The organism is Vibrio sp. VP6 (assembly GCF_028823755.1).
GTDB classification, from domain to species: Bacteria; Pseudomonadota; Gammaproteobacteria; order Enterobacterales; family Vibrionaceae; genus Vibrio; species Vibrio parahaemolyticus.
Genome location: NZ_JAPEID010000011.1, coordinates 72,273 through 88,145, shown reverse-complemented (window position 1 = coordinate 88,145; position 15,873 = coordinate 72,273). Strand labels below are relative to the sequence as shown.

At 44.7% G+C, this 15,873-nt stretch carries 15 protein-coding genes; 9 read left to right on the top strand and 6 right to left on the bottom strand.

The window, feature by feature from the left end; genetic code table 11:
- Positions 1 to 83: 83 nt before the first annotated feature.
- Positions 84 to 872, bottom strand: coding sequence for a M48 family metallopeptidase (locus OU793_RS09640; RefSeq protein ID WP_005455384.1), 789 nt, complete (start codon positions 870 to 872; stop codon positions 84 to 86).
- A 204-nt stretch (positions 873 to 1,076) separates the two neighbouring features.
- Between OU793_RS09640 and OU793_RS09635 the strand changes: the two genes are divergently transcribed.
- From OU793_RS09635 to cutA, 5 genes are all read left to right on the top strand, one after another.
- Entirely contained in the window at positions 1,077 to 1,511 is a 435-nt protein-coding gene (locus tag OU793_RS09635) for a hotdog fold thioesterase (protein ID WP_005455359.1), read from the top strand.
- 42 nt (positions 1,512 to 1,553) lie between these two features.
- Positions 1,554 to 1,787, top strand: a complete 234-nt coding sequence (locus tag OU793_RS09630; RefSeq protein WP_020835279.1) for a DUF3389 domain-containing protein — start codon at positions 1,554 to 1,556, stop codon at positions 1,785 to 1,787.
- A 79-nt stretch (positions 1,788 to 1,866) separates the two neighbouring features.
- Positions 1,867 to 3,573 (top strand): SgrR family transcriptional regulator, encoded by a 1,707-nt coding sequence (locus tag OU793_RS09625; protein WP_020835280.1) that lies wholly within the window; start codon positions 1,867 to 1,869, stop codon positions 3,571 to 3,573.
- Complete coding sequence (locus OU793_RS09620) at positions 3,557 to 3,808, top strand: hypothetical protein (protein WP_005479768.1); 252 nt, start codon at positions 3,557 to 3,559, stop codon at positions 3,806 to 3,808. The genes OU793_RS09625 and OU793_RS09620 overlap by 17 nt, the downstream gene beginning before the upstream one ends.
- Before the next feature lie 8 nt (positions 3,809 to 3,816).
- Positions 3,817 to 4,149: a divalent-cation tolerance protein CutA gene (cutA, locus tag OU793_RS09615; RefSeq protein ID WP_005455382.1), complete on the top strand. Its 333-nt coding sequence runs from the start codon at positions 3,817 to 3,819 to the stop codon at positions 4,147 to 4,149.
- Here the strand turns inward: cutA and OU793_RS09610 are convergent.
- Positions 4,111 to 4,707 carry a DUF2238 domain-containing protein gene (locus tag OU793_RS09610; RefSeq protein ID WP_025532604.1) on the bottom strand — a complete coding sequence of 199 codons (597 nt, stop codon included), beginning with the start codon at positions 4,705 to 4,707 and terminating at the stop codon, positions 4,111 to 4,113. The two genes, cutA and OU793_RS09610, sit on opposite strands and share 39 nt — an antisense overlap.
- 275 nt (positions 4,708 to 4,982) lie before the next feature.
- On the opposite strand from OU793_RS09610, the gene OU793_RS09605 reads away from it, so the two are divergent.
- Entirely contained in the window at positions 4,983 to 5,822 is an 840-nt protein-coding gene (locus tag OU793_RS09605; RefSeq protein WP_005455357.1) for an isopenicillin N synthase family oxygenase, read from the top strand.
- A 132-nt stretch (positions 5,823 to 5,954) separates the two neighbouring features.
- Positions 5,955 to 6,575, top strand: a complete 621-nt coding sequence (locus tag OU793_RS09600) for a DNA-J related domain-containing protein (protein ID WP_021483976.1) — start codon at positions 5,955 to 5,957, stop codon at positions 6,573 to 6,575.
- A 128-nt stretch (positions 6,576 to 6,703) separates the two neighbouring features.
- On the opposite strand, the gene OU793_RS09595 is transcribed toward OU793_RS09600, so the two are convergent.
- The 4 genes from OU793_RS09595 to OU793_RS09580 all read right to left on the bottom strand — a co-directional run bounded on the left by OU793_RS09595 (position 6,704) and on the right by OU793_RS09580 (position 12,415).
- Positions 6,704 to 8,359 carry an ABC-ATPase domain-containing protein gene (locus OU793_RS09595; protein ID WP_140075747.1) on the bottom strand — a complete coding sequence of 552 codons (1,656 nt, stop codon included), beginning with the start codon at positions 8,357 to 8,359 and terminating at the stop codon, positions 6,704 to 6,706.
- A 71-nt stretch (positions 8,360 to 8,430) separates the two neighbouring features.
- Positions 8,431 to 10,341, bottom strand: coding sequence for a GGDEF and EAL domain-containing protein (locus OU793_RS09590; RefSeq protein ID WP_005498840.1), 1,911 nt, complete (start codon positions 10,339 to 10,341; stop codon positions 8,431 to 8,433).
- 188 nt (positions 10,342 to 10,529) lie between these two features.
- Complete coding sequence (fabV, locus tag OU793_RS09585) at positions 10,530 to 11,729, bottom strand: enoyl-ACP reductase FabV (RefSeq protein WP_140103432.1); 1,200 nt, start codon at positions 11,727 to 11,729, stop codon at positions 10,530 to 10,532.
- A gap of 83 nt (positions 11,730 to 11,812) precedes the next feature.
- The gene (locus OU793_RS09580) at positions 11,813 to 12,415 is read right to left on the bottom strand and encodes an arylesterase (protein ID WP_005455373.1); all 603 of its coding nucleotides are present in this window, start codon (positions 12,413 to 12,415) and stop codon (positions 11,813 to 11,815) included.
- Between OU793_RS09580 and OU793_RS09575 the strand changes: the two genes are divergently transcribed.
- Both OU793_RS09575 and OU793_RS09570 read left to right on the top strand, forming a co-directional pair.
- Positions 12,414 to 13,106: an ABC transporter ATP-binding protein gene (locus OU793_RS09575; protein WP_005455354.1), complete on the top strand. Its 693-nt coding sequence runs from the start codon at positions 12,414 to 12,416 to the stop codon at positions 13,104 to 13,106. The two genes, OU793_RS09580 and OU793_RS09575, sit on opposite strands and share 2 nt — an antisense overlap.
- Positions 13,106 to 15,562 carry an ABC transporter permease gene (locus tag OU793_RS09570; protein ID WP_193237412.1) on the top strand — a complete coding sequence of 819 codons (2,457 nt, stop codon included), beginning with the start codon at positions 13,106 to 13,108 and terminating at the stop codon, positions 15,560 to 15,562. The genes OU793_RS09575 and OU793_RS09570 overlap by 1 nt, the downstream gene beginning before the upstream one ends.
- Positions 15,563 to 15,873: the final 311 nt, after the last annotated feature.

The window sequence follows — 15,873 nt, the reverse complement described above, 5'->3', positions numbered from 1 at the left end:
GAAAGTTCTCAACACACAGATAACGAAAAAGCTCCTTAAGTAGGAGCTTTTTTGTATCAGACTTTTGTAGGGTTATACGCTTTCTAACCACATTTCGGTGCTTTCACATTGTACTTCGGTAACTTGTTGATGGTTGCCTGCAAGTCTTTGATTCGCGTACTGTGAGAAGGGTGAGTAGAGAAAAACTCCGGCGGCTGCGCTCCACCTGATGCTGCACTCATGTTTTTCCACAGATCGACGCTTTGATTAGGATTGAATCCAGCTTTCGCCATGTACTCTAAGCCAACGATATCTGCTTCAGACTCTTGCGTTCTTCCATAAGGGAGAATTACGCCGTACTGCACACCAACACCTAACGCGGCCATAGTGAGCTGTTGATATTGTTTGTATTCAGATGCGCCAATTGCCACATTCGCTAACGACAGCCCAGCATTGGCCAATTGGCTTTGAGACAGCCGCTCGTTACTGTGTTCTGCTAAAACGTGCGCCACTTCGTGCCCGATAACCGTTGCTAACTGATCTTGGTTTTTCGCTACCTTGAGAAGGCCAGTGTAAACACCAATTTTTCCTCCTGGCAACGCAAACGCATTGACTTGGTCACTATCAAACACCACGACCTCCCAATCTTTGAAACCAGCTTGAGGTGGAATGGCATTGGTGATCTGCTTAGCTACGCATTGTACGTAAGCGTTGGTCTTTTTATCTTTACTGATTGGAATATCCTTCTTCATTTGATCAAAGGATTTTGCACCAAGTGATGACATTTCTTGATCTGAAAACATCAGTATTTGATTTCGACCAGTTGGTGAGGCGCTGCACGCAGTTAAGCCTGCTAAGGTCAAGAGAGCAGAGGCTTTAATCCATACCTTCATAAGTGGCTCCATATTCACTAATTCTTGTTTTGAACCAGTAGTATATACCCAAATGATGACAAGATGCATAGGCGAGGTAAGTGTGATTGTAGAGTTGAGGGCTAGCGCGTTTTGTCTTGAAGTGTCGCAGCAATAGAGACTATGCTAAGCGCTTGGCATAAATATGAATAAGCAGTCTCAACCTGCAAACAGTAAGAGCGAAAAATGAGTATTTGGAAAAAGCCGATCAGTTTGGACATCCTTAACGCTACATCAAGAAATACCATGATGGAGCACCTACAAATTGAGTACACCAACTTCACGGATGATTCATTAAGTGCAACGATGCCAGTGTGCAGTTTTACTCACCAACCGCTGGGTATGTTGCATGGTGGTGCATCCGTCGTGCTAGCAGAAACATTAGGTTCCATTGCCGCAAACTTTTGCGTGAGTGAAGGTAACTACTGCGTAGGTTTAGATATCAACGCAAACCATGTACGAGCAATGCGCAGTGGTTATGTTATCGGTACCGCAAAACCTATTCACCTTGGTGTTTCGACTCAAGTTTGGCAGATTGAAATTACAGACGAACGTGATCGTTTGGTGTGTACTAGTCGTCTAACGATTGCTGTGAAACAACAAAAAGCAAAATTGGCTTAATTCGACGTCATCAATCAGCAGAGATACACCCAAAGGCAGAACATGGTTATCGAGTTTTCATTAGGTAAAATTATCGCGACGCAGCGTGAAATCGTCATCAAACTAACGGGTGAGGCAATGGTCACATTGCAAGCACAAACCGATGCACTTCAACTTCTTGGTCGTAGCGCAAATGTTGTGTTAGCCCATGGGGCCGAATGCAAATGGTCAATAAAATTGGATAATGAGGAACAACTTATCCAACTCGCACAAGAAATTGGTATCGATATTCAATAATTTACCCCTTCATATTTGCACTTTTTCATAAAAATGAGGAAACTTGACTTATTGACATCAAGACAAGTATTTCCTCTTTATGAGTAGCCCTCGTTTACGTGTTCAGTTCGAAACACTCTTTGAAAAATTTGCCGGTAACGACACAGAAGTTCAGCTAGAAGACATTACCGACGCTCTGTTTTGTACGCGACGAAATGCGCGTATCGTTCTCAATAAGCTCGAAGAAGAAGGGTGGATAGAATGGCACCCGGCTGCTGGCCGAGGAAAACTATCCAAACTGATCTTTAAACGCAATCGTAGTGACGTAAGCGAAAACTTAGCGAGACGCTACCTAGACGAAGGAAAGATTGGACAGGCGCTCGATGCGTTAGACAATGACGCCGCACGTTTAACCCAGGTGATTCAAGGTTATTTGGGATTGCAGCATCGACAAGGCGAGCAAGTCGTGAGATTGCCTTATTACCGACCGTTAGCCATGCTGAATCCGCAAAAGCCGATGCGTCGCTCGGAACAACACATCGCGCGACAAGTTTTTAGCGGTTTAACGCGTCTTGATGAAAACGAACAACTTCAACCGGATCTCGCACATACGTGGGAGGCGCTTTCTGACACTCATTGGCGTTTCTATTTGCGTCGTGGCGTACGCTTCCATAATGGTGAACCACTCACGACAGATTGTGTTGTAGAGAGCATTCTTGCCTTGAGTGGATTGAATTTGTTCTCTCACATTCAGCAAGTTTCGTCACCACAGCCTTGGACCGTTGATATTAAGCTTGTTCGTCCAGATCGCTATTTACCGTTAGCATTGAGCGAGTCTCAAGCCAAAGTATTATTGCCACAAGCGCTTCGCTCTGAGGATTTTGACCGTAAGCCTATTGGCACAGGTCCGTTCCAAGTGAAAGTGAACGACGACAAACGCCTTATCCTTACTGCTTTCGATGGTTACTTTGGGTTTCGTCCACTGCTGGACCAAGTTGAAGTGTGGGTGATTGATGAAGCCTACTCATCAATGGTGTATCCAAGCCTGTCCAAGCCACAAATGAACAAACAAGCGTCGACCGATGAAGTGGAACTCGATCCGGGTTGTACCTTCTTGCTGCTTAACAAAAACACCGGGATCGCAAAAGACCCACGTTGGGCCGAATTTTTAAGCCAAACACTAAATAGCCATCAAATCTACGCGCACGTTCCCCAAGATAAAGTGATTGAACTGGGTGTACTGCAAGCATTTGGTTTAAAACCGGGGTGGATTGACTTAAGGCCGACATCAGTGGGTGAAGTCCCGCAGCAAGGTAAATCGATCACCGTCGCTTATCAGAAAAAACATCCGATGTTTCCTGTCATTGCCAAAGCAATTAAACATTTGCTCAAACCGCACAGTGTCGATGTCGAGTTTATTCGCTACGATACGCAGCCACCAAATCCAGAAGAAGTCGACGTTTGGGTAAAAGCAATGGGTATTGCGACCAATCGCAACGATGCCTTAGCGGGTTGGCTACTTGATTACAGCGACATCGAAAAATTCAGCGCTGGTTACGATTTTTCAGAATGGGCGACATTAGTCGATCAATGGCGTGCAGGCATTCACGCCGACTTTCCTGCTCGCGAATTAGGAAGGCAGTTAGTGAAAAGCTGCCAGGTTATTCCAATGTTCCATTGCTGGCTTGGTGTAAACAAAGACCACAGCGGAGCGCTTCAAAACGCAAAATGTAATGCGCTGGGGTGGTTCGATTTCAGCAATGTGTGGGTCAAGCCAGAGATAGAAGATAATGGCCAAGCCGAATAAAAAGCAACCGAGTAAAACTGTAGAAATTTATTGTGCGAAATGCAAAGCGCAGCTATATAAATATCGCAAGGGCGGAAAGGGGGCCTTGGTGAAGTGCTTTAAAGAACGCATTGTAGAAGATTACACTCAAACCCCTTGTTTTTGCCCGAGCTGCGGGCAAGAGTTTGCACGAGATACGTTAGTCAGAGGTACGCCTGCGTTTAAGATGATTGGCGGAAAAGTGACAATGAAGTAGGAAAAATAATGAGCCAACAAAACGATTGCTGCATGGTGTTAAGTACCACCAATAATGAAAAAAATCGCGATGAAATCATCAAAGGTTTGTTAGAGGCTCAATTAGCGGCGTGTATTCAGACGATGCCAATTGAGAGCCATTATGTTTGGAAAGGGGAAGTTTGTACTGATCACGAATGGTTACTCATCATCAAAACACGACGTGAACTTTACGAGTTAGTGGAAGAAAAAATTGAAAACCTGCACGAATACGAGGTTGCTCAAATCGTACAGGTTCCTATTGTGGATGGTTTTAATCCGTATTTAGAATGGCTTCGCGAATCGACGTTGAGCCGACATTAAAAACAACGACAGTATGGCACCCGTCGTATCACACAACATGTCTTTCTGGGCATCCCAAATGTCTCCTTGGGAACCTAGGAAGGCAATGCCTTCATCGCCACCAGCCAGTTCGGCATACCACCACTCAATGATTTCGTAGCCTGCAGCCAAAGACATAATGGCAAACAACGCAAACCAGCATGAAAAAGTTGGGTTGAATTTTTTTTTGCGAATCAAATACTCAGCGATCGGGTAGGCATATAAACCAATCGCAAAGTGGGCTACGCGATCAAAATTGTTTCTCTCTGATCCAATTAGGTTATTGAACCAATCAAACGGCACTTCAGCGAAGGTGTATTTCGCGCCAATGGTGTGTAGGCACAACCAAATAAACATCAAAAGGTAAGCGGTGTTGCTGAACTGGTAGCGAATCGAAATCGCCCAAATCGCAATGAGAATACCAATCGCCGGAATGATTTCAGCAAACCAGACAGCACGCGAGCTAGGTTCTAATGCTGAAAATAAAAAAACGATGGCGTAAAAAATCGTCAATCCCAATAGTGTAGAAGTGCTTTTCATAGGGTTAGTTGATCCTTCAATTGATTTTTTAGAGCGTACAAGCATCGAGTTAAACCGTTTATATCTCTGTTTGTAATGCGTTAACAATGATTACACTTAATTGAACGGTGTGCAATTGTTTATTTTTATTGGTCAATTATTAACTAAACATGTTGAATTATTAGCGAACTGCTCAACATTAAAACGTTTGCGCGTGCACATTTCATTAAAGTTTGATTTACAACATGCCCATCCATAGAATCCGTGACTCAGTCTAATAAAAAAGAAGTAAAGTCATGAAACTGGAAACTGTCGATTATCTTGCTGACGACGCTGCTCAACAGTTCGTAGCATCACTACGCGAAACAGGATTTGGCGTATTAAAGAATCACCCAATCCCTCAAGAGTTGGTTGAGTCCATTTACAAAAACTGGCACGAGTTTTTCTGCTCAGAAGAAAAAAATGATTTCCAATTTAATGTAGAAACGCAAGATGGTTATTTCCCACCTTCGGTTTCTGAAGTTGCGAAAGGCCACAAAGTAAAAGACATCAAAGAGTACTTTCATGTTTACCCTTGGGGACAAATCCCCGAACAGTTGAAAGCAGAGATTCTTGAGTACTACGAGCGCGCAAACGCTTTTGCACAAGAACTGCTAGGTTGGGTAGAAGAGTACGCACCAAAAGACGTACAAGAGAAGTTCTCTATCGCGCTGTCAGAAATGATCAATAACAGCGACAAAACGTTGCTTCGCGTTCTTCATTACCCGCCAATGACAGGCGAAGAAGAGCCTGGTGCAATTCGCGCAGCCGCTCATGAAGACATCAACCTACTGACTGTACTGCCAGCGGCGAACGAGCCTGGTCTGCAAGTTATGAGTAAAGATGGCGAGTGGATCGATGTTCCATGTGACTTTGGTAACTTGATCATTAACATCGGTGACATGCTACAAGAAGCGTCAGGTGGTTACTTCCCGTCGACGACACACCGAGTTATCAACCCAACAGGTGCTCGCCAAGAAAAATCGCGCATTTCATTACCGCTTTTCTTGCACCCAAAACCAGATACGGTACTTTCTGAGCGTTACACAGCACACAGCTACTTGATGGAACGCTTACGTGAGCTAGGCGTTATTTAATCAAACGCGATCCTGATTCCAAAGGTCGATGGTTTTTCGCTATCGGCCTTTTTTCGTTTATGGTACAAAAGTAACGACGTTGAGCTTCGAAATTTGCTCAATTTTAATCGCTTATAAATCAAACGAGGGCGCATGGAAGATCAATATGGCGTATGCGATAGCAGTCAGAGTGAAATAGAAAACCCGTTGCTTTGGCCAATGCTTGAGATTCTCAAAAAGCAACCGTCTGGTTGGAAAGTACACACCTTGGCCAGCAAGCTCAGTGAACGCGGTTACATTAACCAGCTTGACCCCTTGCCAGATAAAGACTTATTCAAAAGAAACTTTCTGATAATGAATGCGCTGTATCAACTGCAAGAGACGCTCTTTCCGGACAGTTGGTTGCAAGTAGAAGCGATGGATATCATGTTGATGTCAGCATTAGAAGCGAGTAGAAACAGCGTCGATCCAAACGATCCTTTGCGACAATACTATTTGGATTGGAGCCATTATGAAGCGAACGAAGATGAAGTTCGTCGATTACTCAATGAGTTTTGGAGTCGTTATCAACGTTTTGTAGGCGGCGCCTCGGAGCATAACATCGATAAAGCGAAAGCGCTTAAACTCTTTGACCTAGCGGGTGACGCATCTCGTACTGAAATCCGCCGACAATGGCGAAAACTGGCGTTACGCTGGCATCCTGATAGAGAAAATGGCGATGCCGAAAGATTCAGAGTGTTGTGCGAAGCATGGAATGTGCTTCGAAATGGATAAATAGTAAATAACTACCTACTGTAGTAGGTGGTTTAGGGCTGAAAATAAAAAAGGCAGCGATTATCGCTGCCTTTGTGTTTTAGACGAGCCCGACTTGGATAAGTCATGATACGTCAAATACAAAATACTTAGTGTGAAGGTTTGAACTGTGACTTACGCATACGGTTAAGTGCAGCCATCACATCCAAAGTACGTGGTTTAGCAAGGTCACCTTGTTTAGGCAGTGATGCGTGCCATTCGCCCGATAACATCTCTTCAATTTCTTTTGCTGGGTTGTTACACCAACCAGGCAGTTGTGCAAGCTGGAACCACAACCAACCAATGGCGTTCACTTCGTCAGCAGACTCAATCTGCTCTAGCGCACTAAGGTCAGTAAATTCTTTACCAAAACGCAGTGAGTCTTTGCCTTTTGCACTTACACGGAATTTACCGTCAGTCAATATATTCATAAGAGCCACGCGGTTTAGTGCGCGTGGTCGGAAAGTTTGTAAGCTCTCTTCTGATTCGTTATGGCGCTGAGTAGGGTGCTGCGCAATCACTTGTTTTGCTTTTTCAGTCACGTCGACCGCTTGGTAGTCATGCATCTGAATAACGGTATTCGCCACATCCAGGTAATCACCAGAGCCACCCATAACGATGATAGTAGAGATATCCAGTTCATCACGTAATTGACCGATACGGTCAACCAACGGTGTGATTGGCTCATCGCCTTTTGCCACAAGTGCCTGCATACGCTCATCACGAATCATAAAGTTAGTTGCAGATGTGTCTTCATCGATCAGCAGTGATGTCGCACCGGCTTCGATAGATTCCTGTAACCAAGCCGCTTGCGATGTTGAACCTGATGCATCTTGCGTTGAGAAATCTGCAGTATCTTTACCCATTGGCAAATGGTTGATGTAGTTCGACAGATTTAAGTGATGCACACAACGGCCATCTTCTGCACGAATCTTCATCGCTTTCTGATCTGTTACGATGTACTCGCGACCATCGCCAGGAATATGATCGTAAATAGAACGTTCAATGGCGTTCAGCAATGTCGACTTACCATGAAAACCACCGCCGACAATCAAAGTGATGCCTTTGGGAATGCCCAGTCCAGTCACGTAACCTTTGTTTGGTGCATGCAAAGTCACTTGCAAAGACTCAGGAGCCGTAAACTCCACTGCTTCTTTCATCGGCAAATCACAGTTACCCGCAATACGTGGTAGAACGCTACCATTCGCAACAAACGCAACAAGATTGTGTGCTTCTAATTGTTCTCTTAATGCGCTTTGATCTTCTACGACTTGACAGTGCTTCACCATTGCTTCTCTATCCAACTCACGCTCAAGCGTCGCGCGTCGAATAAACTTAGGCAGATGAAACGTGAGGATGTTGTTCGCCTTTTTACCAAGCACAGAACGGCCTTCAGCGGGTAGGTTGACACGAAAACGCAGTTCAATCCCTTCTTCTGTGAATAGCACCGCTGTGCTGTCTAAAACCGTTTGACCATTTAAAGCGATTGATACGGTATTTTCTTGTTTAGCAAATTGCTCAAAGCTACGAGCAATAAAGTCGCGAGCCGCGCGTTGGAACGCCGGAGACTCGTTTTTTAGCCACTCAAGACCAGTTAGTGACCAAGCACGAGTCGCACGAAAACGTGACGCAGAAGCATACGGGTCGCCTTGAACATGATCGATAAACAACGTGAAATCAGTGAAGTCATACTGACCTTTGATTTGTTGGTAAGCACGGTAGTTCTGCTTTTCAATTTTCTTAAGCGTGGCAGTTAACTGATCCATGAAGATATTGGCCTTTTAATTAGAAGCGGGCGGCGATTATAGAAACCACCGCAAGGAGAGTAAAGGAGAGCTTAGGAAGAATAGGCGTATTGGCCACCAATTTGACGCTGATTAAACAAACTTTGTTCGAACTCGTTACAAGGCATCGGTTTTCCGTACAAAAAGCCTTGTCCGATATCGCATCCTTCGCCAATCAAAAACTGCTCTTGTTGTGGCGATTCAATTCCTTCAATGACCACTTGCAGCTCAAGTTTTTTCGCAATATGGATGATGGAACAAATGATTGCGCGGTCATCGTCGGATTTTTCCATTTGCTGAACAAAACTCTTGTCGATTTTGATGGCATCAAAAGGGTACTTCTTCAAATAACTGAAAGAGGCGTAGCCCGTACCAAAATCATCAAGTGACAATGTCACGCCAAGTTTGTTCAATTTTTTAAGGGTCGTTCGTGCGACCACTTCATCAGCAATTAACGCACTTTCCGTCACTTCTAACTCAAGAAAACGTGCCGGAAGGTGGAACGCTTCGAGAAGGTGTTCAACTTGCTCGGCGAAATTCACGTTTTGCAGTTGAATAGGAGAGACATTTACCGCGACTTTGAAATTATCGAATAACTCAGACCACTGTTTGGCTTTGTCGATAGCAGTACGCAAAACAAATGAGCCAACTTCAAATATGAGCCCATTTTGCTCAGCCATGTGGATCAGCGCTTCGTTAGATACATCCCCTAAAACGGGGTGACGCCAGCGTAATAGCGCTTCTGCACCTATCCATTTGTGCGTATGAGGGTTCACCTTCGGTTGGAAATACAACATCAAATCGTCATTACGTACAGCTTGGAGCAGATAACTTTCGAGCTGATTATGGTTGTTCAACTCATGCGTGTGGCTCTCACAGAAGTAACTGTAAGCTTCACCCGACTCTTTACATAGCAACATTGCGTAACAAGCATTTTGTAGAAGTTGTTTGGCGCTGCTCGAGCGATGAGCCTGAACTACACCAACGTAGGAGTGCAAATGCACTTCTGTGTCGTTGATGTAGAAGTTCCCCACGCTGATATTAGTGATTTTATCGAGCAGATTATGCAGTTTCGAATCAGCATCTTCTCCCCATAACAAAAGCACTAAGTCGTTTGAACTTGGGCGGCCAGTAATGAAGTAGTTTGAATCGTTCGTCCCAAGGCGCTTACGAAATTCTTTGAGGATCTCATCAAACGCTTCAAAGCCGTATCGAGTTTGTATGCTACGCGCATTACTAAAGCCCACATTTATAACAATTAAAGACTGATGCCCGTGTTCTAGGGATTGAAGCGTATCTTCAACCACCGCTTCCAGTGCGGCGCGATTAAGAAATCCGGTACCTTGGTCATGGGTTTTCTGGTAGTTAACTTGTCTTTCTGCGGCTTTGCGGCGGTCAATTTCTTGAGTGAGTGAAAAGCTGAGTTGGGCGAGGTCAGTGGTTCGGTTTTCTACGCGATTTTTAAGTTCGCTGTTAAGTCTCAACAGTTTGTATTGTTGGTAGACAACAGCAAGTTGAGCTTCTATTGAGTCCTTGAACGTGTTGAGCAATTGCCGGTAAGTTTCGCTGTACTCATTGGCTTTGGAGTCCAACATACAAATGGTTCCAAACGTTTCGCCATTTGGCCAAAACAACGGCAAACCACAATAGGAGAGCATACCAAGTTTGATGTCCGGATTATTCGACCATTTTTCATCGGCAAGGGCATCGGGAACAACCAGTTGGCTTTTGGTTTCAATGACATGTTCACAGTACAAACCATGTCCAAGATCTTCTTTGTCACCAGCTTTATATGGATTACCTTGAGTGTCGCTTGAGGTGTTTACTTCGATGTGGTTTTGATGCACTCGCATAATAAGCGTGGTTGGCACGTCTGCAATCTGTGCGAGGAGATTGACGATATCCTGCCAGCTTCGCTGCATGGATTCAGGAATCTCATAATCTAGTGTTTGAAATCTCCCCATAGAGGCCTTCCTTTCCGGTAGTTTCACATCCTGTGAATCGAAGATTTATGCAGTAGTAATTGTTATAACATTAGTCGTTTTACTTAAGTATAGGGTCGCCCACAGACGAAACAAAAAAAAGTCCTGAAAACCTTTCAGGACCCTAAATTGTTGGAAGCCATCTCAAATATGAAACAAATTTGACGAACTTATGGCTTAAGTGACGACAAGGTTTCTAACGAAATGTCTTGCGAGTAGTCTACATCGTCAAAGTTAAAGCCGTTGAGTTTCATGAACTCGTCTTTAAAGCCTTGGTAATCACCAATCTCTTTAAAGTTCTCCGCATTCATTTGTTCTAACAAATGACTCACTTCAGCCTGTGTTTGTGGATCCAGTTCTAAGTCATCAATTCGAATCAATCGCTCGCCATCAACAGGCACTTTAGGCTGATCGTAGAGCTTTGTCGTGAACAGACGTTGCATTTGTTCGATGCAGCGTTCATGCGTGCCTTTCTCTTTCATTACTCGGTACAGAGCTAAAAGGTAAGGGCTCAGAGCAGGAATGAAAACACTGGCTTTGGTTACCAGCGCTTTACACACCGTGGCGTAAGCACCACCGTCGAAGTTAGCCAGTTTCAGATTCAATGCATGGCTGGTTTGGTGCAAGTCAATTTTGGCTCGGCCTAAAGTACCATCGAGATAGATTGGGTGAGTAACTTCTGGGCCCATGTATGAGAATGCAATGGTTTTGCAACCTTGAGCGACGGATTCCGTGTTGATGAGAGTATCAATCCAGCTTTCCCAATCTTCTCCACCCATGACCTTAATGGTCGCTTCTGCTTCCTCTTCGGTGGCAGGCTCGAGCGTGGTTTCAACCCATTGATCATTTTCAAGTAAGATGGAAGCGCCAGTAACCGATTCACCAATAGGCTTAATCACACTGCGCCAGAACGTATCTGAATTAGGTTTTGGACGAACGCCCGCTGCAAGGCTGTAAATCACCAAATCGACTTCACCTTCAAAGTAGGTTTCGATCGCTTCGATAACTTCATTACGGACAGAGTCAGAGAATGCATCACCAACAATATTGATTGCAGTGCGTCCTGCATGTGTTGCTTCTTGTTTGAAAAAGATGTTGTTGTACCAGCCTGCGCTGCCAACCCCTTTCTCAGATGGACCTCGTTCAAACGAGACGCCAATGGTGTCTGCTTCAGCGCCGCCAAACGTTAGGGCAATACGTGCTGCTAACCCAAAACCGGAGGAAGCACCAATAATTAAAACTCGTTTAGGGCCGCTTTTGATCTGCGGGGCTTTTTTTACATATTCAATTTGCTCTTTTATGGATGCATGGCAACCGTGTGGATGCGCAGAGCGAGCAACAACACCTTGAATTAACGGTTCTATTCGCATTGTTGTGATCTAACCTCGGTGAGTGGAATTCTGGTTAGATTAACGTAAAGTTAGGTAAAACTTATTGAGCTAGACCATCAAAATTAGAGATGTTTAACCAATTCTTGAGCAACGAATTCCGCAATCCAAGGTTGCGCTTCAGGTTTCGGATGTAAGCCATCATCCATCATCCACTCTGGTTTGGTGATCACATGCTCTAAGAAGAACGGCATTAACTGAACTTGTTGATGTTCAGCCAATTTAGGATAGATATCGTAAAACATGTCGCTGTAGCGCTTGCCGTAGTTAGGTGGGACACGAATTTGCATCATGACCACATTGGCACCAGAATCTTTGATCATGCTAATCATTTTAGAAAGATTCGACGTAATAACTTTTGGAGGGAAGCCACGCAACCCATCATTGGCGCCCAACTCGATAAGAACTAAGTCTGGTGTATGTTGGTCAAGCAGTTGCGGGAGGCGAGCCAAACCGTTGCCAGTAGTGTCTCCGGAGATGCTGCCATTAATAACTGTTACATCTTGCCCGTGTTCGAGCAGCGCGTCAGGGAGTAAGCTAGGCCAACTCTTCTCAATCGGCATTTGATAGCCCGCACTCAAGCTATCACCAAGAACAAGAAGCTTTTCGCTTGCTTGCGATGCGGCGGAAAGACAAAAAAAGAGAACTAAGGAAAGTAAACGAATCATGCAAACACCTGTACTCAAAGCACCTATTGTTCAAGCGAATTTGGTTTCTAAACAAGTCTCTACTAATCAAGAACAATTAACAATCCTTAAAGATGTAAATGTTGACATCAGAAAGGGCGAGACCATCGCAATTGTCGGCACATCTGGTGCAGGCAAATCCACGCTAATGACATTGTTGGCGGGGCTCGACACACCAACCTCCGGAGAAATCACTCTTCTAGGACACGAACTTTCGAAGCTAGATGACGAAGCGCGTGCAAAAATCCGAGCCGATTCTCTAGGATTTGTCTTTCAAAGCTTTCTACTTATCCCAAGTTTGAGTGCACTTCGCAATGTGACCTTACCGTGTCTTTTACGCGGAGAAGCCGAAGATGAAGCACGAGCGACAGAATTATTAAGCGCTGTAGGATTGGAAAAGCGACTCGACCACTTACCAAGTCAACTTTCTGGTGGTGAACAACAACGCGTCGCGTTGGCCAGGGCATTTATGACTCAGCCAGAATTGCTGTTTGCTGATGAACCGACAGGGAACCTTGATCACCAAACCGCGGATAAAGTCATCGAGCTGTTGTTCGATCTCAATAGCCAGCACGGTACGACATTAATATTGGTCACTCATGATGTGAACTTAGCAAGCCGATGCGACAGAATTTATCGTATGGAGGCGGGTGAGCTTAAGGAGGAGATGTAATGTCAGCAGTATCTTCAAGTGAAGTAACATCTTCAGATCAACGTGGATTGAAGCAACACTCTCCGAATAAAAGTTTGGTGCGTTGGAGTTTGGGCGAAATTAGGCAAGGAAACCTTTGGCCGATCAGCGTCGCTCTTGTGTTGGTCATCGCGAGTATTTTTGCATTGTCTGCACTTGCATCTCGTATGGAGCAAGTGATTGTCAAGCAGGGCAAGGATGCATTAACTGCGGATGCGGTGTTCGTTTCCGCAAACCCATTATCTGACTCGCTATTAAAATCGACAGAGCAACTTGAGCGCTCCGTTATGACCCGATTTTCGACCATGGCTTTTAGCGATCACGGAATGCAGCTTATTTCTGTACGAGGTGTCGATGAAAGTTATCCTTTAATGGGAGAGTTGGTTTTAGATGGGAATGAGTCAGGTCGCGTGAAGCCTAACCAGCTTTGGTTAGACGAACGCATTATGGCTCAATTAGAAGTTAACAAAGGTGACAATGTCACCATTGGTGATGCAGATTTCACCGTTTCAGGTGCCGTGCTGATGGAGCCGGGTTTAAGTTTCAATCCATTCCAACAAATGCCTGCGGCGTATATTCACCAAAGCGACGTAGAAAAAACAGGCGCGATACAAGTCGGCAGTCGAGTGCAGTATCGACTGTTTCTAAAAGCTGACAATGCGGCGCTAAAGCAACTCCAAGATACGACAGAGCTGTCACCAAGTGATCGCTGGCGTACTCAAGATACCGCGAGTCGCAGCAATGAAGTTTTTGATCGAACTACACAGTATTTATCATTGACCGTAGCTATCGTCATAATTATGGCCGCGACAACGTTGGTTCTTACTTGCCAAAACTACGTGAATAGCCGAACTCAAACCATCGCAATGTTGAAAAGCCTTGGCGCGAGCAGACGTTGGATAGAAAAGTGGTTATTGATTCAAGTTGCCATTCTATTGGTAACCGCCAGTATTGTCGGACTCATTCTGGGTAGCGGCTTGGAATATTTGTTACGTATTCCTCTGAAAGATCTCTTGCCAAACCCACTACCGAGTTACGGCGTCACTCCATTTATTGTCGCTGTGGTTTCTGCCATTCTCATCACCGTTCCGGCGCTTGGTATCCCGCTACTTGGGTTAATTAAGACACCAGCACTTGAGGTTTTACAGCAGGGCACAGCGCAACGATCTTGGAAGCGACTGCTGCTCGTTCTTGTCCCTGTGCTTCCATTGCTCGCGTTGTACGCAAACAACACTTTGGTTTGGATTGTACTTGCGGGTATTGCAGCACTATTTGTCGTGTTGGCAGGATTAAGCATCGCACTGACGAAGTTATTCTCCCGCTTTGCCACCAAACCAGCGATGAAGTTGGCACTGAGCCGGATCAACCGCACGCCTATAACCAGCGGTCTGCAGTTTGGTGCGCTGTCGCTTTCTTTGATGCTCCTTTCCATTATTTGGCTTGTCCGTAGTGACATCCTCGCGGATTGGGAACGGACTTTGCCTGCGGATGCGCCTAATGTATTTGCATTAAACATTGCCGATTATGAACTGGCTAACTACCTAGAAACACTGGATAAAAATGGAGTGATGCGGTCACAAGCATTTCCAATTATTCGAGGACGACTCACAGAGATTAATGGCCAAAACGTTAAAGACGTTGAATATGAAGGGGAAGGCTCTGACGCAATCCGTCGAGAGCTCAACTTAACATGGGGTGATCAGTTACCAGAATACAATGACGTTCTTTCAGGAAAATGGATGAACGCAAACAGTGTATCTGTTGAAGCCGATGTCGCGCGCGATTTGAGTATTCAACTTGGAGACAAATTAAGGTTTGTTATCAACAGCCAAAACTTTGATGCGACGGTGGATACCATTCGTCATGTTGAGTGGCGAGATATGAAGCCTAACTTCTATTTCATCTTTTCTTCTGATGTGATGGCAAATGTTCCGGGTTCATATTTAATTAGCTATCGAATCAATGAAGGAAACGAATCGCTGCTTACATCAATGTCGAGAGCGCACCCAACAGTTTCTGTGTTAGACATCCGAACTATGGGAGAAAAAATACAGGCGCTAATACAACAAATCGTTTCTGCGATCACCATTCTTGCTTTGTTAGGCGTAGTTGCAGGGCTATTGCTCATTTTTACATTATTGCGCTTGAGCTTGTCTCAACGTCAGCAAGAAATCCGTCTGTATCGTACGCTCGGCTCAAGCAAAAAACGGATTAATACAACCTTGTGGGCGGAATACGGAATTATGGCGCTTGTCGCAAGTTCTGTAGCCGTTACGGCTGCCGAAGCCTGTGTAGCAGCAGTGATGAAGTATGGGTTTGACCTCAATGCTCAAATTCACCCTGAATTGTGGATAGCTTTACCGTTAGCCACTTTCGTTACACTGGCACTTGTTGTAATGAGTTTGTTGAAAAGATTACTAACGCCAGTAAACACTTAATACCCATTTATATAACTAACGCGGACTCACTCCATGACATTTTTATTTTAGTTATCCACAAAAACGGTGGATAACTTTTGGGATAACTGGAGAGGTCAAAAATAGGGGTGTTTCCGCAAGCTTTACGCCATGGGTCTTAGAGTGGGATTCTTATACACAACAGGCTAAAAATTCGCTCATCAAACCACTTCGTCAAGCACTTTTTTTGCAATTTTTTTATTCCGTAAAGCAACTTTTAAAGTTATCGCAAACCCATGAACTTTTTGTGATTTTAATCATGCCAAAACCCGAGTAGAATCACGGTTAGTAAA